Below are 19,438 nucleotides of genomic sequence, written 5' to 3'. Positions count from 1 at the left end.
GAAAGTTTCGACGTTCCGATCGGAACACTTGCGAGCCTAAGTCCCGGGGAGAGGGCTTGCCAAGGGCGACGTGCTCAGCAAGTAGTGTCGGGGGCATGAGTGAGTGGGCCGAGATCGGCGATCGCACCTGGGTTCGGCGGTACGACGAATGGGACCTGAACGTCGGCCTGGTCGTCGGATCCGATGGCGCACTGGTGATCGACACCCGCGCCACCACCGAAGAGGCCGAGCAGCTGCGTGAACACATCCGCGAGCTGACCGACCTGCCCGTCCGCTGGGTCGTCAACACCCACGCACACTTCGACCACGTCGCCGGTAACGGCGTCTTCACCGACGCCACCGTCTACCTGCACGAGAACGCCGCGGCCGAGGAGAACCTCGCCGGTACGACGTTCGCCGCCGCCAAGGTGATCGACCTCGGCGACCGTCGCGTCGAGCTCCTGTACGTCGGCAACGCGCACACGTCCGGCGACACGGTCGTCGTCGTACCGGATGTGGAAGTGGTCTTCGTCGGCGATCTGCTCGAGGAGTCGGCGCCGCCGTCGTACGGCGAGGACTCGTTCCCGCTCGAGTGGCCGGACACGATCGAAGCCGCGGTCGGGATGATGACCGCGGCAACCAAGATCGTCCCCGGGCACGGCGCCGTCGTCGACATCGAGTTCGCCCGCGACCAGGCGATCGACCTGGGCAAGGTCGCCAACACGATCTCGACGCTGCACCACGCCGGTACGCCGCTCGACGACGCGCTCAAGCACACCGAGGACTGGCCATGGCCGGTCGAGAAACTCCAGGACGCGATCCGTCGCGGCTACCAGGTCTTGGGCACGCCGCAACGCCCGAGCCTGCCGCTTCTCGGCCCGGGATGACCTTTCGGGTAGTTGTCCGTTGACACGACGTCATCTCGTCGCGCAACTTGTTCGGAACGGACATCGCCCGACCGGATGGGGTGGTACCTCATGGCCACGATTGAGCAGACTGTTCACTCCGACGGACGGGTCGAACTGACCGATCCCGGCGCGCTGGCGAACAGTCCGTACGCGAATGCCGAGCTCGCGCCGACCCGGTTGCCCGAGCGGACGTGGACGACGTACAACTACGCGGCGCTGTGGATGGGGATGGCGCACAACATCCCCAGCTACCTGCTCGCGTCCGGGCTGGTCGCGATCGGGATGAACTGGTTGCAGGCGTTCCTCACCATCACGCTGGGGAACCTGATCGTGCTCGTCCCGCTGCTGCTGAACAGTCACGCGGGAACGAAGTACGGCATCCCGTTCCCGGTGTTCGCGCGGGCGTTCTACGGCGTCCGCGGCGCGAACTTCCCGGCGCTGCTGCGGGCGTTCATCGCCTGCGGCTGGTTCGGGATCCAGACCTGGATCGGCGGCCAGGCGATCTACGTGATCGTCGGCGAGCTGTTCGGCAAGGGCTGGCTGAACGCGTCGGCGATCGGCGGTCATCCGTGGACGATGTGGCTGAGCTTCGCGTTCTTCTGGGTGCTGCAGATGGTGCTGATCTTCCGCGGTATCGAGGGTCTGCGCCGGTTCGAGAACTGGGCGGCGCCGCTGGTGACGGTCGCGTTCGTGGCGCTGATGGTCGCGATCCTGGTCAAGGCCGGCGGTTTCGGGCCGATCCTGTCGCAGCCGTCGAAGCTCGGCTGGGACGCCGACTTCTGGAAGATCTTCGCACCGTCGCTGATGGGCATGATCGCGTTCTGGGCCACGCTGTCGCTGAACATGCCGGACTTCACCCGGTTCGGAAAGGGCCAGCGGCAACAGGTCTGGGGGCAGATCATCGGCCTGCCGACGACGATGTCGTTCATCGCGCTGGTCTCGATCATCACCACCTCCGGCACGGTCGTGCTGTACGGCTCGGCGATCTGGGACCCGGTCGAGCTCACCCGCCGGTTCGAGAACCCGGTGATCGTCACGATCGGCCTGATTATGGCGATCCTCGCGACGATGTCCTGCAACGTCGCAGCCAACGTGGTGAGTCCGTCGTACGACTTCGCGAACGCGTTGCCGCGCTGGCTGAACTTCCGGACCGCGGGTCTGGTGACCGGCGTGATCGGCATCGTGATCCAGCCGTGGCGGCTGATCTCGGACCCGTCGATCTACATCTTCGTCTGGCTGTCGTTCTACGGCGGTCTGCTCGCATCGGTGGCCGGTGTGCTGATCGCGGGGTACTGGCTGATCGACCGGACCAACTTGTTCCTCGCCGACCTCTATCAACCGAACGGCCGCTACTGGTACGCCGCCGGCTGGAACTGGCGCGGTGTCGTCGCGACCCTCCTCGGCTCACTGCTCGCCGTCGGCGGCGCGTACTCGAACCCGGGCGCCGGCCCGTTCCCACAGGACGGCCTGATCCCGTTCCTCAAACCGCTCTACGACTACTCGTGGGCCGTCGGCCTGGCCGTCGGTTTCCTCGCGTACTTCGCCCTCACGGCGACCGCTTCCAGCCGGCGGACCACAGCCACGCACGCCGCTCCCACGTACTAGCAGTTGGGGTTTCTGGGCCGGATGTGGTCCGTCCCCGGGCTGCATGATGCTGCCGGTCGTTGCGGTGTGAGGCGTGGACACGGGCGTGATGTGGTTCCTCTAGGTGGATAGTGCGGTGGCGGGAGACATCCCATGGGGCCTGGAGACAAGCTATTTCCTGTCCCCATCCCCCAGACAATGTCCACACTCCCGAGACAATGTCCACACCCCCAGACCATGTCCACACCTCCCGGGACCCGGAACCCCGCCGTCATCTGCGCGACTCGGCGAGAAAGGGGTGTGTGGTTGAGGGGGAAGGACAGACGGGGGTCATAGCGTTGGGCGCGTGGCTGACAGGTATGGGAACGACGTGCTCAGTGGGGACTGGCGTAAGCCGAAGAACGGGCGGACCGTCGAGGTCGAGATCGAGAAGGGGATGGTCGTCGAGGAGCCCACGTCGGGGTTCGTCGGCGCGATCGTGCGCTGGGAGCACGGCGTCGTCGACCTCGAGGACCGGCACGGCAAGATCCGCACGTACCCGCTCGGTCCGGGCTTCTGGATCGACGGCAAGCCGGTCAGCCTGAAGCCGCCGAAGAAGGCCGGCCCGGCGAAGAAGACCCGCACCGCGTCCGGCTCGGTCGCGGTCGACAACGTCCGGGCCAAGGTCGCGCGCGCCAGCCGGATCTACGTCGAGGGCCGGCACGACGCCGAGCTGGTCGAGAAGGTCTGGGGCGACGACCTGCGGATCGAGGGCGTCGTGGTCGAGTACCTCGAGGGCGTCGACGATCTGGTCGAGATCGTCAACCGGTTCCAGCCCGCCCCCGGCCGGCGCCTCGGCGTACTCGTCGATCACCTGGTCGAGGGATCGAAGGAATCGAAGATCGCCGCGCAGGTCAGCAACCGCTATGTGCGCGTTGTCGGCCACCCGTTCATCGACATCTGGGAAGCGGTGAAGCCGTCGTCGGTCGGGATCAAGGCGTGGCCGCGGATCCCGAAGGGTCAGGACTGGAAGAAGGGCGTGCTGCAGTCCTTCGGCTGGCCGGCCACCGATCAGGCCGACGTCGCCGCCGCCTGGAAGCACATCCTGTCCAAGGTCAACAGCTTCGCCGACCTCGACCCGGCGCTGCTCGGCCGGGTCGAGGAGCTCATTGATTTCGTGACTCTGGACTGATCTCCGGCATCCGCCGCTCGAGCCACCCGCGGATCCGCCGGCGGGCGCGCCGTACGTACCAGGTGACGACACCGAGTACGGCGCTCAAAGCAAGCACCGCTCCGGCGAGAAGCGCTGTGAGGAGCCGTAAGGAGTCGACGGTGCCCGCGAGGATCAGCAGCAGGATGCCGATCACAGCTGTTGCTACAGGCAACCATGGCTCGAAGATCTGCGGCCGCTGCGCCGGAGTCAGCTTGGCGCCGCGGACCATCCGCTCCCAGGCCGTCTGCCGGGCCGGCTCGGTGAACCAGCGCGCCGTGCGCAGCAGCCACGAACCGGGCTGATGCTTGCGGCCCGCGGCAGCCTTCACCCAGTTGCCGACCTCGGGACCGAGACCGGACGAGACGTCGACCATCCGGTCCGCAATGCCCTTGGTGATCGCACGGCCCTCGGGCGACGCGTTGAGCTCGTTGCGCATCGTCACCAGCGCCCCGATCCCGGCATCGACCGGGAAGTCCTGGGCCAGCCGCTCGATCCGCTCGGCGACAGCTTTGATCTCCCAGCCCTCGGCCTGAAGCACCTGCCGCTGGGTCTCGCGGATCCAGTCCCCGTCCGCACCGAGCATCGCGCCGAGATGCGCGACGCAGTGCAGCCGGCCCATCAACCAGTCCCACCGCCGCCAGTCGGCCGCGCCGAACGCGCCGAAATGCCCGACCTGACTGCCGTACAGGATGCGCTCGTTGAGCTGGTTCGCGATCGAGCCTTCCTGGAGTTCGTCGAGTACGGCGAGTGGAATGTCCGGCCCGAGCCGCAGGAACTGGAACGGCGCGCTGCGCTGCTGCGGCGTGCGCGCCGACGTACAGCGAGACACGATCTCTACTTCGAGCGCTGTGTCGACGAGCTCCCAGCCGACGATCGCGACCAGCTCGGCGAAGGCGTCACCGAGCGCCCGCTGGATCTGCAACTGCTCGAAGATGTCGTTCAACCCAACCGCAACCGCCTCCGCCCCACCGGCCGGTCGCAGGTCCAGATGCGCCGCAGCCAACGCGTCGTCGAGAGCGTCGCGGACAGCCTGCACCTTCATCAGACAGTCGCTCGTGGCGGTCAGCCGTTTGTCCAACTCCGCACGCTCGGCGCGCGGCGCCTTGCTGATCTGATTCCGCAGCGAACGCAGGATCAGCCGGACGGTGCGCTCGGCCGCCCCGGTCCCCCACAGCCAGCTCGGGTTGCCGTCGGCATCGTTGCGTACGGCGGTCGTCGAACCGTCCGGCCCCGGCACCCACGGATGGTCGGTCGCGAGGATCTCGTCGATCTCCGGCTCCGACAGCGCGGTCGCGGCATCCAGCACGGTCGACTGGTCGTGGCTCGCGATCGTCACGGCCTCCCACACGCCGCCGGCCGCACGACCGCGCGAGTACGCCGGTTGCAGCGCCGTCGCCGCCGCCTTCAACCGGGCCCGCTCTTCTGGTTGCTTCAGGCAACGGTCAAAGAGCCGCTGGGTGTCGGACCAGGACGCGTCCGCCTCCAGCAGCAACCGCTCGAGCTGCTCGACGTCGGACCGGAAGTCCACTTCGCGCGGGAACTGCACCGCGGACAATGCGGCCACCCGCCAGCTCGGCTCCTTTGCACCGGGCAACGCAGTCGACGCGTGCCCGATCCCCGCGGACGGTACGACGTACAGCACGTAGCGGGTGGCCTTGCCGGTCACCGGCCGCCGGGCGACCACGTCGAGCACGGGACCGAACGGCGCGTTGTCGAGCACGCCGCCGTCCACCAGCCACGATCCCGCCTCGGCCGGACCGGGCTGCATCCGCGGCGGGCTCGCGGCCAGCTCGGGCGTCTCCAGAACCGGACCGAACGCGGCCGGGAACGACGCGGATGCGCGCGCCGCCCGCGCGAGCAGCTCGGTGTCCTTCAGCCCGTTCTTGTCCTTGACCGAGAACTTGCGCCTGGCCCCGTCGTACGTCGGCGCGTCCTCGCTCGTGAACCCGTACAGGTACCGATGATCCGGTACGACGAACGCCTGCCCGGCCGCGTCCTTGGCCTTGAACTGCTGCACGCCCAGCCCCGACGCCGTGACGAACAACGTCACCGGCTCCTCGGCGTCGCTGTCACCCGCGTCGGCCACGCCCTTGAGCAGGTCCTCGAGCTGCTGCAGGAAGTACTTGCCGTCGAGCACCGATGTCGTCTTCACGCCGGCCGACGGCACCAGCTTGCCGACGTCGAGCGATCCGAGCCCGACCCACTTCTGTCGCAGCCAGGGACCGTTGTCGCCGTCGGGGTCCAGCGTCGAACCGTTCGCGATCGCTGTCGCCAGCAACGAACCGTTGAGGCCGCCGGCACTCGTCCCCGCGATCACGTCGACCACCACACGCCGCCGCTCCTCGCCCCGATGGCACAACTCCCGCCAGCGGTCCGCGAGCACAGCGTCGTACGGCTGGGACGGCGGCGCATCGGACCCGCCGGACGCACGCCGGATCAGATCCAGCTCGTGCGTCACCCCGCCCATCCAGACCGCCAGGCTGACGCCACCGTTCAGAACCAGCGCGATCCGGATCTCGTGGTCGGTCATTCACGTCCCCCTTTTGTTCTTAGGGATATCACGGATGCACCGTTGTCGCAGCGGAGAGTGAACAAAAGGTTGTCGCGGTCTGCACAGAGGGTCATTCTGGGTCGTGGGGGTGGTTGTCATGCGAGCGTTGGTTGCGACGGTTTCGGTGACAGTGCTGTTGCTGACGGGATGCTCGTCGAGCGACGGGGGTACGCCGACGCCGGTGGTGACCGCGACCGCCGACGACACCGCCGAACCGGCACCCGAACCGACCGCTGCCGAGTCGACCCAACCGGAACAGAAGCAACCGTCGATCAGCATCGCCTCGCTCCCGATCGGCGGCTCGTCCGTCGACGACCAGCATCCGAACTGCTACTCGGTCAGCTTGACCGACACCTCGCTCCCGGACGGCACCACGATCGAGTTGGGCTCGGCAACCTTCAAGCCCGAGGGGGTCTTCGCGGCCGACCAGCAGTCCTGTCCCGGTGACCTTCCGGCCTGCAGCGGCGTTCGGTGGACAGCCGATCAGCACGACACCTGCTATGTCGGTGTCCGCCAGCTCGCCGGCTCCGGCAGCACCACTCTCGAGGTTCCGGGCCAGGCAACGTGCGAGAGTCAGTCGGACTGCGACAGTCTGCTCGGCCGGAGTGGCAGTCAGATCGTCCTGACGGCCTTGCCGAGCGAGACTCCTGAAACCCCTGAAACCCCCGAAACGCCTGAAACACCGACGAGCTGAGATGGCCGACGAACGGTCGCAGGCCGAGCGCTGGATCAGCTTCGCCGCCGGCATCATCACCCCGGTGACGCTGCTCAGCGCACTGCTGTTCTACTTCGGGTACGTCTCGTCGCGTTCGCAGTACGAGTACTTCGGGATCGACGTCGACACGATCGGCCTGAGCACGCAGGACTACGTGATGCGCAGTCCACAACCGCTCCTGGTCCCGCTCCTGGTGATCACGTTGCTCGCGGTGGCCGCTCTTCTTCTGCACAACGCGATCCACCCGACCCCGGGCGCCGTACGCCGCGCCGCCCGCGTCGCCGTAGTGATCCTCGTGGTGGGCGTAGCCGGCCTCCTCGCCTATCCACTCATCGGCCAGCTCCCGTACTACGCCCTGATCGTCCCCGTCGTGATCGGGTTCGCGGCCGCGGCGCTTGCCTACCTCACCTATCTCCGCCGCAAAGCCGACCCGACCCTCGGCCCGCAACACATCCTCATCGCGCTCCTCGCCGTCGCGACCGTCACCTGCGCCTTCTGGGCAACCGCGACCACGGCGCAGTACTCCGGCCGTGGCCTGGCCCGCGCCGACGCCCGCCACCTGAACCGCTTCCCGGTCGTCATCCTCGACACCAAGGAGAAGCTGGCCCTCCGCTCCCCCGGCATCGAAGAAACCACCCTCCGGGCGGGCACCGGCCAGACCTTCAACTACCGCTACCGAGGCCTCCGCCTCCTCGTCGTAGGCCAGAACCGCCTCTTCCTGGTCCCCCAGACCTGGTCGCCGTCCAACACCACCGTCGTCATCCCCCTCGACGACTCGATCCGCGTCCAGTTCCAGTTCCAGAACGACCCGCCCTAGCCCCGAGCTCCCCCAGGTCGGACGGAGGTCAGGCGCTGTCGCGGATGATGAGTTCGGTGTTGTAGATCTCGGGGCTGGTGAGGTTCGCTCCGCCGATCTTGGCCAGGAGGATTTCGGCCAGGCGGGCGCCGAGTTGTTCGACCGGTTGGCGGACGGTGGTGAGTTTGGGGGTGGTCATGGTGGCCAGGACCGAGTCGTCGAAGCCGACCACCGCGACATCGGAAGGAACCCGACGCCCGCGCTCGGACAGCACGCGAAGAGCAGCAGTCGCCATCAGGTCCGACGCGACGAACAGCCCGTCAAGATCCGGATGCGCATCCAGCAACCGCAGCGTCGCCTGCTCGCCGCCGTCAGCCGTGAAGTCGCCGTACTCGATCAGCGCCGGCAGGCCGGCTTCCTTCATCACGTCCTTGTAGCCGGTCAGGCGGTCAAGACCAGCAGTCATGTCGAGCGGCCCGGCAATCGTCGCGACCTTCCGCCGACCGATCGCGAGCAGATGCTCGACACCCGTCCGCGCGCCGGCCACGTTGTCCACGTCGACGCTGGCCACCGGTACGTCGACCCCGAGCGGCCGCGCGCTGAAAACGATCGGAAGCGGCAACTGCGCCAACTCCTGCAGCACGTTGTCACGACCGTGATGGCTGATGATGATCGCGCCATCCACATGCCCGCCGCGCAGGTACCGCATGAACCGCTGGTCGTCCCCCTCAGCCGGCTCGATCAACAGCACCAACTGCGACGACGTCGGCGCCAACGTCCGGCTGACCCCGCTCAGCATCCCAGCGAAGAAAGGGTCCGAGAACACCCGGCTGTCCGGCTCGGGTACGACGATCGCCACCGAATCCGTACGACGTGTCACCAGCGCGCGAGCCGCCCGGTTCGGTACATACCCCAACTGCCGGATCGCCTGCTCAACCGCGGCGACCGTCTCCGGCAACACCTTCGGCGAGCCGTTCACGACCCGCGAGACCGTGGCGCGCGACACCCCGGCGACGGCCGCGACCTGTTCCAGCGTCGGAGAACCAGACCCGTCCATCGGCCCTCCTCGGCTGTCGATCGGCCTGCGTTCACACGGTAGTACGTCCTCGGTCGAACGCGCGTCAGCCGTTGGCCACCCCACGGGGCGTGTTGACAGATTTCTTCAGTTCCCGACCCGCGTCTCCGCAACCTTCTCTGCCTGGTCGAGGGCCTGCTCCCATGCAGCATCCGGCGACTGCTTGCCGTTGTCCACCCGAGCGAGCGCGGCGCTGAAGATCTGGTTGATCTCACCGTCGCGAGGACCCTTGTGCTGCTTGAGGATCACGTTCCGAGCCCGGTTGATGAAGATCTGTCCCACTGGCGCCTTGTTGAAGTACGCATTGACCTGAGACTTCACCTGCGGGTCGTTGTACGCGTCGAGCGTCGACGGGAACGACCCGATCTTCTTGAACACCTTGACCTGCTGCTCGGGAGCGGTCAGCCAGGCAGCCAGCTTCGCTGCCTCTTCTGGCTGGGGCGACTGGATCGGCACGGTCAGGTACGAGCCGCCCCAGTTGCCGCCACCGCCGGGGAACACGTCGGCGACGTCCCACTTGCCCTTCCCGAAGCTGCCCGCGTTGTCCTGGATCACGCCGAGCAGCCAGCCCGGGCATGCCATCGTCGCGAACTTGTCGGTGCGGAAGGCCGCGTTCCACTCGTCGCTCCAGGCGACCAGCCCGGCGGACAGACCGTCCTTGCTCCCGGCCACCACCTGCTTCCAGGTCGACTTCAGTCGCGGGTTCTCGTCGGCGAGGAAGCGGTCCTCGTTCGAGTAGTACGCCTGGATCAGCTGGTTGCGCATCGCCTCCCAGGTCAGTACGGCGGAGTCGTACCACGCCGAACCGGGAACCCGCTGCTTGAACTTCCGCCCGGTCGCGAAGTACGACGGCCAGTCCTGGAACAGCTTCGCCACCTGCGTCCGGTCGGTCGGCAGCCCGGCCTTCGCGAACAGGTCGCGCCGGTAGCAGATCGCCTCCGGCCCGATGTCGGTGCCGTACCCGATGATCTTCCCGTCCTGCGTGGTCGCGCCGGCCACCTTCCAGTCCAGCCAGCGGTCCTTCAGGTCGTTCGCGCCGTACTGCCGCAGGTCGACGAACTTGTCGGCCTTGGCCAGGTACTTGTAGATCCAACTGACCTCCATCGCCTCGATGTCGGCCAGCCCGGTCCCGGACGCCAGGTTCGCGTCGAGGTTCTTGACGTGGTCGTCGACCGTCTTGGCGTGCTGCTCGACGATCGTGATGTTCGGATGCGCGGCCTCGTACTCCGCGTACAGGTCGTCGTACCCGAACTCGTTGAAGGTTGCGATGGTCAGCTCGATCTTCGGCCCGTCCGTCGCGGCGGCGCTCGGATCGGACGAACTGGAACCGCCGCCGCACGCCGCGGTGACGAGCACGACCGCGGCGCAGGCCAGCAGTCCGGCGATGGGGCGGTAGCGGGCACTGGGCCGCATGTGACGTGCTCCCTGGAACTTGGACGGAGTTGAGAGCGCTCTCGGATCGCGAAAGTGACCTGAGTCTCAATCGTCCAAACCGGATATGTCAAGCACCCCCCGGTCACGCTGAGATACGAGCCCCACCAGGTCCTGACATAGTGTCACCCCTGGTCACGCTGCGAATCCCGACGATCACCGAGGGATGCACTACCTGCGAGTTAGCTGTGAGTGATCACCGCGCGGCTGACCGATTGCGTCAGCCGGATCGTCGGCTTCGGCACGTGGTACGTCGTCACGTCGGCGCCGTCCATCGCCGCGAGGATCGCCTCGCCGACGATCGCGCCCAGCCCGTGGACGTCGACCGTGACCACGCTCAACGGCGGATGCGCGAGCCGGGCCACGGCGGTGTCGTCCCACGCGATGATCGACAACTCCTCGGGAACCGCGACTCCCAGCTCCTTCGCGACACTGAGGCCACCGATCGCCATCAGGTCGTTGTCATAGACAACAGCACTCGGCATCGGGCCGCCGGTCAGCAACTGCCGGGTCGCCTCCCGGCCGGACTCCTCGGAGTAATCCCCCTCGATCACCTGCCCTTGTACGTCGCGCTCCGCACAGGTGGCGATGAACGCCTCGTCCCGCGCCTGGCAATGCACCATGTCGCGTGGACCGCTCACCCTGGCGATCTCCCGGTGCCCGAGGTCGGCGAGCGCCCGAACGGCCGCCCGGGCGCCTTCGGCGTTGTCGACCAGCACGTTAGTGATCGGCGCCTGGAGTTCAGGTCCGCCGAGCAACACCCCCGGCGTCCGCAGGCGGACCAGCTCGTCCAGCCGGGGGTCGTCGCTGCGGAGATCGACCATGACGATCCCGTCGACGTACTCGTGCGCCACCCAGCGACGCCAGATCTCGATCTCGCCGGCGACGTCCGCGGTGAACTCGATCAGCAGGCTGCAGCGCCGCCCGGCGAAGTACTCCTCGATGCCCTGGACGACATCGGCCATGAACGGCTCCATCCCGAGGACCCGGTCAGGACGCGCCAGCACCAGCCCGGCAATACGATCCCGGGGCTTCGTGTCCTGCATAAACTGCCCTCCAAGACGGCTGTTCCCACTATATTCACAGATCTAACTAACCGGACAGAAGGCGGATGGACCGATGCAGCAGGTCAGCGACTCCTCGCAGTCGCCGGGCTACGATCCGGCGCCGACGAGCAGTCGCGGCCTCATCGTCGACCGCATCCGCTCCGCCGGCACCCTCAGCCGGGTCGAACTTACCCAGCTGACCGGCCTGAAGGCACCATCGGTCACCGCGGTCGTCCGCCGGCTGATCGACGACGGCCTGGTCGCCGAGACCGGTCGCGGCGCCTCGACGTCCATCGGCGGCAAACCCCGCACCCTGCTGCAGATCCGCGCGGCGGCGCGGTACGTCGTCGGCGTGCATCTGAGCGAGGACCACCTGACGTACGTGCTGGTCGACTACGCCGGCGGCGTGGTCGCGCGCTGGCGGCGGGACGGTCCGGGCGACGACAGCGACCCCGAGCAGGTCGTCGCGCGGGTGGCGATCGAGACGGGCGAGCTGATCGCGAGCTCCGGCGTCGATCCGGCGCTCGTGCTCGGGCTCGGCTTCGTCTGCCCCGGCCCGCTGATCCGCAACCGCGGAGTGACGTCGGCGCCGCCGTCGATGACGCGCTGGGTCGGCTTCCCGATCCGCAGCCGCCTCGAGGAGCGGCTCGGCATGCCCGTACTCCTCGAGAACGATGCGACCGCGGCCGCCGCGGGCACCCGCCTCACCACCAGCCACGACGTCTCGGTGATGGCCGCGTTGTTCATGAGCGAGGGCATCGGTTCCGGCCTGCGACTCAACGGCAACGTCTACCAGGGCGCGCACGGCAACGCCGGCGAGGTCGGGCACATCTGCGTCCAGATCGGCGGTCCCCGCTGCTGGTGTGGAGGCACCGGCTGCCTTGAGGCGCTCGCCGGTCCGGCCGCCGTCGTCGCGAAGGCCCGCGCGGCCGGGCTCGATCTCGGGTCGCACCGGCATTCCGGTGTTGCGGCCTTCGCCGCCATCGCGCGGCTGGCCTTGAGCGGGGACTCGCGCGCGGAGGCGATCATCCGGGACAGCGCCGCCTGGATCGCGCTCGGCGCGCAGACGATCGCGAACATGTACGACGTACAACTGCTGGTCCTCACCGGGCCGGCCTTCGCCGTCGCCGGGACGATCTACCTGCCGATCCTGCAGGAGCGGATCCTGAGCTCGGTCTTCGGGCGCAGCGTCGGCACCAAAGTGGTGCTGGACGAGCGCGGGCACGACGCGGCGGCGATCGGCGCCGCGCTGATGATGCTCAAGTCCGAGCACGCCATCTCCGCCTAGCAACCGCCTCGCGGCATCGCACTCTCGCGCCGCCCTCAGGCGCGCGCCGTCGCCCGCTCGCGACCCTGCGCGGTCAAATCGTTACCCCCGCGAACCCTTGCGCCGAGTTTATTAGGCCAACTAAGTTACCGCCCAGCTTCCCTGGCCGGTGCCGGGTGACGCGTTCCAAGGACCGCGTTCGGCGCGGTCCCTGCATGCCCGGAAAGGAATCCCCCCATGCTCCGGAACTCCACGAACCGCCCGCCGCTACGACGCCTGGTGAGCGCCGTCGCCGCCGTGACCGCGACGGCCCTCACGCTCGGCGCCTGCTCGGGCGCCGCCACCGGTGGCCAGGCGACCGCGAAGGACGCCTCGATCACCGTCGCGGCCGGCGACATCACGGCCAAGAACTTCAACCCGTTCAGCAGCACCGCGCTGCAGCCGACGCTCGGCGTCATCTACGAGCCGCTGTACTGGTACAACTTCGCCAAGCAGTCCGAGGCGACCCCGGTGCTTGCGACCGGCTACTCCTGGAACGCCGCCGGCACCGAGCTCACCATCAAGCTCCGCCACGGCGTCAAGTGGAACGACGGCCAGCCGTTCACCGCGAAGGACGTCGCCTACACGTTCAACCTGGTCGCGAAGACCCCCGCGCTGAACCCGTCCGGCCTCGCCGCGACGGCCAAGGCCACCGCGGACGACACCGCCGTACTGACCTTCAAGTCGAAGTCCCTGATGCAGGAGCCGGCCGTCCTCGCGAACCAGGCGATCGTGCCCGAGCACATCTGGAAGGACATCAAGGACCCGACCACGAACCTCAACGAGAACCCGGTCGGCACCGGCCCGTTCAAGCTGAAGTCGTTCACGCCGCAGAGCTACGTGCTGACCAAGAACGACCAGTACTGGGAGACGGGCAAACCCACGATCAAGGAGGTCCGCTATCTGCCGGTGCAGTCGGCGGACGCGGCCAGCGCGGCACTCGTCGCCGGCAAGGTCGACTGGGCGAGTGCGTACCTGCCCGGGATCGACAACATCATGAAGTCCAACAAGGACCTGACCTACGTCAACACCCCGGTCATGACGACGGTGATCGTGACGTGCTCCAACGCCCAGCTCGGATGTTCCGGCCCACAGACCGATCCCGCCGTACGCAAGGCGATCTACCTGGCGATGAACCGCGAGCAGCTCGCCAAGCTGGCCGGCGGCGGAGTCGCAGGTGTCGGATCGCCGACGCTGTTGCTCCCGGGCCGGGACGACCAGTGGATCGCGGACCCCGGTTCCGCCAAGCTTCCGCAGAGCGCCAACGCCGACGAGGCGGGCAAGCTCCTCGACGCGGCCGGCTGGACCAAGGGCAGCGACGGCGTACGGACCAAGGCCGGCAAGCGCCTGACGCTGACCGTCCAGACCGTGACGGGCTGGAGTGACTACATCTCGATCAACGACACACTCAAGCAGCAGCTGGCCGCGGTCGGCATCGAGCTGAAGCCCAGCCAGGTCTCGTGGAACGAGTGGAACGCCGCCCAGACGAACGGCAAATTCCAGTTGTCGCTCGACTCCGTCGGACTCGGCGCCTCCACGAACCCGTACTTCACCTACGACAGCAAGCTCGCCTCGACGAACACCGCCGCGGTCGGCAAGAGCGCCTCGGCCGGCAACCAGTCGCGGTTCTCGAACCCGACCGTCGACGCCGCCCTGACGGCGGCTGCCGGGACCACGGACCAGGCCGCGCAGAAGGCGGCGTACGCGAAGATCCAGAGCATCATCGCCGACCAGCTGCCCTACATCCCGGTCTACGTGAACTCGATGCTGACCGAGTTCAACACCTCGCGCGCGACCGGCTGGCCGACCAAGGACAACACCTACGTCCTGCCCGCGGCCTGGAAGGCGTGGGACGCCGGGATCGTGCTCAAGACGATCACCCCGGCGAAGTAGCGGCCGACTGTGCGCTATCTGCTGCGAAAGCTCGTCTTCTACGTCGCCGCCCTCTGGGCAGCACTGACGCTGAACTTCCTGATTCCCCGGCTGATGCCGGGGAACCCGGTCGACCTCATGCTGTCCAAGCTGGCGACGAAAGGTCCGGTCACCCCGACGACCCGGGCGGCCATCGAGGCGCTGCTCGGGACGGACACGCACTCGTCCCTGTGGGCGCAGTACTGGACGTACTTGCACCAGCTCGTGTCCGGGAACCTCGGGACCTCGATCGCGTACTTCCCGGAGCCGGTTTCCCAGGTCATCGGCCAGACGCTGCCCTGGACCGTCGGCCTGATCGGGCTGGCGACGGTGATCTCGTTCGCCGTCGGCATCCTGCTCGGCCGGGCCGCCGGCTGGCGCCGCGGATCGTGGATCGACAACCTGATCCCCGTCACCACGATGCTGCAGTCGGTGCCGTACTTCTGGCTGGCGTTGCTGCTGCTGTTCCTGCTCGGCAGCACGTGGCCGGTCTTCCCCCTCAACGGCGGGTACGACGTGTACTCCGTGACGCCGGGGTGGAACCTGCCGTTCGCGCAGTCGGTCGTGTACCACGGCGCGCTCCCGGCGCTGACCATCGTCATCTCGTCGATCGGCGGCTGGATGCTCGGGATGCGCAACATGATGGTCTCGACCCTGTCCGAGGACTTCGTCGTCACCGCCGAGGCGAAAGGACTCACGCCACGCCGGATCCGTTCGCGCTACGTGGCCCGCAACGCGATCCTGCCGTCGATCTCCGGGTTCGCGATCTCGCTCGGCTTCGTGGTCGCCGGTTCGATCGTCACCGAGGCGGTGTTCACCTACCCCGGGATCGGCTCCGCCCTGTTGCTTGCCGTCGGCAACAACGACTACGCGCTGATGCAAGGCGTCTTCCTGATCATCACGCTCGCGGTCCTCGGAGCCAACCTGCTCGTCGATCTGCTGTACGGCGTCATCGACCCGCGCACCCGCGCGCGATCCTGAACGGGGTGAACTGATTTGGCCATCACCACTGAAGGGGCGGCGCAGGCGGCGACCTCGCAAGCGGCGCCGGCCCGGCGCCGGCTGCCGCCGATGACGCTCAAGCTGGCCGTCGGCCTCGGCATCGCCGGCATCATCGTCGTGTTCGGTGTCGTCGGCCCGCTGCTCGTCGGCAATCCGTCGACCGTCCGGGACCTGGGACTGACCGGCCCCGGCAACGGCTTCCTGCTCGGCACCACGCAGACCGGTCAGGACGTCTTCGCCCAGCTCGCCTACGCGACCCGCGGATCGCTGATCATCGGCGTCGTGGTCGGCGCGCTCACCTTGCTGCTGTCGTCGTTCTTCGGCATCGTCGGGGCGTTCGTCGGCGGCTGGGCGGACGAGGCGTTCTCGCTGTTCACCAACATCATGCTCGTCATTCCCGGCCTGCCGCTGGTGATCCTGATCTCCAGCTACGTGCCGAACAAGTCCATCTGGCTGGTGGCCGCGGTCCTCGCGATCACCAGTTGGGCCGGGTCGGCGCGCGTCCTGCGCGGCTTCACCCTGAGCGTGCGCAGCCGGGACTACGTGCTCGCCGCCCGGATCAGCGGTGAGAAACGCTGGCGGATCCTGTTCGTCGAGATCCTGCCGAACCTGATCCCGCTGCTCGCGTCGCAGGTGGTGTTCGCGGTGATCTTCGCGATCCTCGGGGAGGCCGGGCTGTCGTTCCTCGGCCTGGGCGCATCGGGATCGTTCACGTGGGGCACGATGCTGTTCTACGCGCAGAACGGGCTCGCGCTCCGGCTCGGCGCCTGGTGGTGGTTCGCGCCACCCGGTCTGGCGATCGCGCTCTTCGGCGCGGCCTTGTCGCTGATCAACTTCTCGATCGACGAGATCATCAACCCGAAGCTGCGCTCGCAGACGCGCGCCGAGCGCAACAAGTGGAGCGTGAAGTCATGAGTCCTGTACTCAGCATCGAGAATCTCAGCATCGACTACCTGGCCGAGACGACCGTGCACGCGGTCCGGGAGGTCTCGCTCACGCTGGAACGCGGCGAGATCCTCGGCCTGGCGGGCGAGAGCGGCTGCGGGAAGTCGACGCTCGCGTACGCGATCACCCGGCTGCTCAAACCGCCGGCGCAGATCACCTCCGGACGCGTGGTGTTCTCGTCGCGCGAAGGGTACGACGTCGACCTGTCGAGGCTCGCCGGGGACGACCTACGGGCGTTCCGCTGGGACAAGATCGCGATGGTCTTCCAGGGCGCGATGAACTCGCTCAACCCGGTACTGCGGATCTCCGAACAGCTCGAGGACGTGTTCATCACGCATCGGCCCGAGTTGACCAAAGCCGAACGCCGGATTCGCAGCGGCGAGCTCCTCGAGCGGGTCGGTGTCGACCGGAACCGGCTCAGGGCCTATCCACACGAGCTGTCCGGCGGGATGCGGCAGCGGGTGATGATCGCGATGGCACTCGCGCTCGAGCCGCAGGTGCTGATCATGGACGAGCCGACGACTGCGCTCGACGTCGTCGTACAGCGGGAGATCCTCCTCGAGATCACCAGGCTGCGTGCGGAGCTCGGGTTCGCGGTCATCTTCATCACCCACGATCTGCCGCTGCTGCTCGAGATCAGCGACCGGATCGCGGTGATGCGGGCCGGCCTGATCGTCGAGCTGGACGACGCGCTCACGCTCTACACGAAACCCAAGCACCCTTACACGCGGCGCCTGCTCTCGTCGTTCCCCAGCCTGACCGGCGAACGCGGCGGATTCGTCCGCAGTGGCGACCTCGGCGACCTAGACGGCACGGAACTGGACGAGACGGAGCAGACCGTGGAGGCCGTCGAAATGGAGAGCCGATGAGTGTCCTCGAAATGCGCGAGATGGTGAAGGAGTACCGGCTCCGCGAAGGCCTGCGGACGACGCGATTGCGAGCGGTCGACAACGTCAGCTTCGAGCTGACGCCGGGGCGCACGATCGCGCTCGTCGGTCAGTCCGGCTCGGGCAAGTCGACGATCGCCAAGCTGCTGATGCAGCTCGAACGGCCGACGTCCGGATCGATCCTCGTCGACGGCGAGCCGATGCAGTATCGCGGTGCGCGCGCGGCGGCGTACCGGAAGGCTGTGCAGATGGTCTTCCAGGACCCGTTCGGGTCGCTGAATCCCTACCACACGATCGGCCATCATCTGGCCCGGCCGGTGACACTGCACCATCCGGACTTCACCCGTGAGCAGGTGGACGAGCGCGTACTGGAGCTGCTGCGGCGGGTTCGGCTGGACGAGGACTACGTCGGCCGGAAGCCGCACGAACTATCTGGTGGCCAACGGCAACGAGTGGCGATCGCACGGGCGCTCGCACCGGAGCCGGCGATCCTGGTCGCCGACGAGCCGGTGTCGATGCTCGACGTGTCGATCCGGCTCGGCGTGCTCAACCTGCTGGCCGCCCTGCAGCGGGAGGAGAACCTCGGGGTTCTCTACATCACCCACGACCTCGCGACCGCACGCCATTTCAGCGACGAGATCATGGTTCTGTACCACGGCGCAGTGGTCGAGCACGGGTCGGCCGACGACGTGATCCTGAACCCGCAGCACGAGTACACGCAGCTGCTCGCCGAGGCGTCTCCCGCACCGGAGCGCCGATTGGCCGAACTCGGCCACTGAGGACATCCTTCGAGGGGTCTGCTCACAACAGTCGTCAACGGCCTGCTGTGATCGCTTCTGATCAATTCACGGCAAGAGATCCCGAACCACCGCGTCGGCCAGCAGCCGGCCTCGGTCGGTCAGCACCAGGCGGTCGCCGTTGAGCACCGCGAGACCGTCCTCGACTACCTGGTCGGCGGCGGCGCGGCCGGGCTCGTCCAGGACCTCTCGCGGCAGACCGGCTTCCAGACGCACCTCGAGGAGGACTCGTTCGATGCGGCGGGTTTCCTCGTCGAGGGTTTCGCGGGCTTGAGCTGGGCTTTCGTCGGTGTTGAGGCGTTCGGCGTACGCGCTGGGGTGCTTCACGTTCCACCAGCGGGTGCCGCCGACGTGGCTGTGGGCGCCGGGGCCGATGCCCCACCAGGTGTCGCCGCGCCAGTAGAGCTCGTTGTGGCGGCAGCGGGCCGCCGTACTGCGAGCCCAGTTGGAAACCTCGTACCAGCGCAGACCCTCGGCGGAGAGCAGCTCGTCGGCCAGGATGTACTTGTCGGCCAGATCGTCGTCGTCCGGCATCGGCAGTTCACCGCGCCGGATCCGCCGCGCCAACTGCGTCCCGTCCTCGACGATCAACGCGTACGCGCTCACGTGATCCGGCTGAGCGGACAGCGCCGACTCGAGCGATGCGCGCCAGTCGTCCAGTGACTCGCCCGGGGTGCCGTAGATCAGATCGAGGTTGACATGCTCGAAGCCGGCCGCGGTCGCCTCCTTGACAGCCTGCAACGCACGCCCCGGCGTGTGCTGGCGGTCGAGGATCCTGAGCACCTGCGACGACGCGCTCTGCATGCCGAAGCTGACCCGGTTGAAGCCGACGGCCCGCAGCTCGTCGAGGTACGCGGGATCGACCGACTCGGGGTTGGCCTCGGTCGTCACCTCCGCGTCGGGAGCCAGCCCGAACTCGTCCCGAACGGCGGCCAGCATCTTCCCGAGATCGGCGGCCGGCAGCAACGTCGGCGTACCGCCGCCGAAGAACACGGTGTCGACCGGACGGTCGAGCTCCCCCAGCACGCGACGAGCCAGTCGCACCTCGCGGACGGCGGTCTCGGCGTACGACGCCTGCGACCCACCGCCACCGAGCTCCTTGGCGGTGTAAGTGTTGAAGTCGCAGTAGCCGCACCGCGAGGCACAGAACGGCACATGCAGGTAGAACCCCAACGGCCGGTCCGCGGCTTCGCGCACGGCAGACTCCGGCAACGCCCCGTCCCGGGGCGCAACCTCCCCCTCGGGCACTGTTGACGGCACCCACCCATCCTACGGACCTATTTTTCTTGACCGGATCTCCGTCGTTTCGTGGT

The 19,438-nt window shown here is 67.7% G+C and carries 16 protein-coding genes; 11 read left to right on the top strand and 5 right to left on the bottom strand.

The genetic code is table 11. From position 1 onward, the window contains the following. Positions 1-95: 95 nt before the first annotated feature. The 3 genes from EV653_RS01920 (at position 96) to EV653_RS01910 (ending at position 3,642) form a co-directional block, all read left to right on the top strand. Positions 96-866: an MBL fold metallo-hydrolase gene (locus EV653_RS01920; RefSeq protein ID WP_134097336.1), complete on the top strand. Its 771-nt coding sequence runs from the start codon at positions 96-98 to the stop codon at positions 864-866. Positions 867-956: 90 nt separating this feature from the next. Beyond that, positions 957-2,492, top strand: coding sequence for an NCS1 family nucleobase:cation symporter-1 (locus EV653_RS01915; protein ID WP_134097334.1), 1,536 nt, complete (start codon positions 957-959; stop codon positions 2,490-2,492). 325 nt (positions 2,493-2,817) lie between these two features. After that, complete coding sequence (locus tag EV653_RS01910; RefSeq protein ID WP_134097332.1) at positions 2,818-3,642, top strand: DUF3097 domain-containing protein; 825 nt, start codon at positions 2,818-2,820, stop codon at positions 3,640-3,642. Here EV653_RS01910 and EV653_RS01905 read toward each other — a convergent pair. Continuing rightward, positions 3,617-6,193, bottom strand: coding sequence for a DUF3376 domain-containing protein (locus EV653_RS01905; RefSeq protein WP_134097330.1), 2,577 nt, complete (start codon positions 6,191-6,193; stop codon positions 3,617-3,619). The genes EV653_RS01910 and EV653_RS01905 overlap by 26 nt on opposite strands. Positions 6,194-6,311: 118 nt before the next feature. Between EV653_RS01905 and EV653_RS01900 the strand changes: the two genes are divergently transcribed. Together EV653_RS01900 and EV653_RS01895 are read left to right on the top strand one after the other, a co-directional pair. Next, a complete protein-coding gene (locus tag EV653_RS01900; RefSeq protein WP_134097328.1) occupies positions 6,312-6,908 on the top strand; it encodes a hypothetical protein in 597 nt (198 codons plus the stop codon). 1 nt (position 6,909) lies between these two features. Next, positions 6,910-7,746 (top strand): hypothetical protein, encoded by an 837-nt coding sequence (locus tag EV653_RS01895; protein ID WP_134097326.1) that lies wholly within the window; start codon positions 6,910-6,912, stop codon positions 7,744-7,746. Between the two features lie 28 nt (positions 7,747-7,774). Here the strand turns inward: EV653_RS01895 and EV653_RS01890 are convergent, their stop codons facing one another. The 3 genes from EV653_RS01890 to EV653_RS01880 form a co-directional block, all read right to left on the bottom strand. Then, the gene (locus EV653_RS01890) at positions 7,775-8,782 is read right to left on the bottom strand and encodes a LacI family DNA-binding transcriptional regulator (protein WP_134097324.1); all 1,008 of its coding nucleotides are present in this window, start codon (positions 8,780-8,782) and stop codon (positions 7,775-7,777) included. 105 nt (positions 8,783-8,887) lie between these two features. Next, positions 8,888-10,213, bottom strand: coding sequence for an ABC transporter substrate-binding protein (locus EV653_RS01885; protein WP_134097322.1), 1,326 nt, complete (start codon positions 10,211-10,213; stop codon positions 8,888-8,890). 200 nt (positions 10,214-10,413) lie between these two features. Further along, positions 10,414-11,277: a LacI family DNA-binding transcriptional regulator gene (locus EV653_RS01880; protein WP_134097319.1), complete on the bottom strand. Its 864-nt coding sequence runs from the start codon at positions 11,275-11,277 to the stop codon at positions 10,414-10,416. 73 nt (positions 11,278-11,350) lie between these two features. Between EV653_RS01880 and EV653_RS01875 the strand changes: the two genes are divergently transcribed. From EV653_RS01875 to EV653_RS01850, 6 genes are all read left to right on the top strand, one after another. Then, a complete protein-coding gene (locus tag EV653_RS01875; protein WP_134097317.1) occupies positions 11,351-12,565 on the top strand; it encodes an ROK family transcriptional regulator in 1,215 nt (404 codons plus the stop codon). 216 nt (positions 12,566-12,781) lie between these two features. Next, the gene (locus tag EV653_RS01870; protein WP_134097315.1) at positions 12,782-14,476 is read left to right on the top strand and encodes an ABC transporter substrate-binding protein; all 1,695 of its coding nucleotides are present in this window, start codon (positions 12,782-12,784) and stop codon (positions 14,474-14,476) included. 9 nt (positions 14,477-14,485) lie between these two features. Beyond that, positions 14,486-15,475 (top strand): ABC transporter permease, encoded by a 990-nt coding sequence (locus EV653_RS01865; RefSeq protein ID WP_134097313.1) that lies wholly within the window; start codon positions 14,486-14,488, stop codon positions 15,473-15,475. Between the two features lie 15 nt (positions 15,476-15,490). After that, entirely contained in the window at positions 15,491-16,411 is a 921-nt protein-coding gene (locus EV653_RS01860; protein WP_238159506.1) for an ABC transporter permease, read from the top strand. Beyond that, positions 16,408-17,310 carry an ABC transporter ATP-binding protein gene (locus EV653_RS01855; protein ID WP_134097311.1) on the top strand — a complete coding sequence of 301 codons (903 nt, stop codon included), beginning with the start codon at positions 16,408-16,410 and terminating at the stop codon, positions 17,308-17,310. Before EV653_RS01860 ends, EV653_RS01855 begins: the two co-directional genes overlap by 4 nt. Beyond that, positions 17,307-18,107, top strand: coding sequence for an ABC transporter ATP-binding protein (locus EV653_RS01850; protein ID WP_134097309.1), 801 nt, complete (start codon positions 17,307-17,309; stop codon positions 18,105-18,107). The genes EV653_RS01855 and EV653_RS01850 overlap by 4 nt, the downstream gene beginning before the upstream one ends. 66 nt (positions 18,108-18,173) lie before the next feature. On the opposite strand, the gene hemW is transcribed toward EV653_RS01850, so the two are convergent. After that, complete coding sequence (hemW, locus tag EV653_RS01845; protein WP_134097307.1) at positions 18,174-19,385, bottom strand: radical SAM family heme chaperone HemW; 1,212 nt, start codon at positions 19,383-19,385, stop codon at positions 18,174-18,176. Between the last annotated feature and the right edge of the window lie 53 nt (positions 19,386-19,438).

Source organism: Kribbella pratensis (assembly GCF_004365355.1).
In the GTDB taxonomy this organism is placed as follows: Bacteria; Actinomycetota; Actinomycetes; order Propionibacteriales; family Kribbellaceae; genus Kribbella.
Note: the sequence above shows the minus strand (reverse complement) of the source record. Positions and strands in the feature narration are given on the sequence as shown.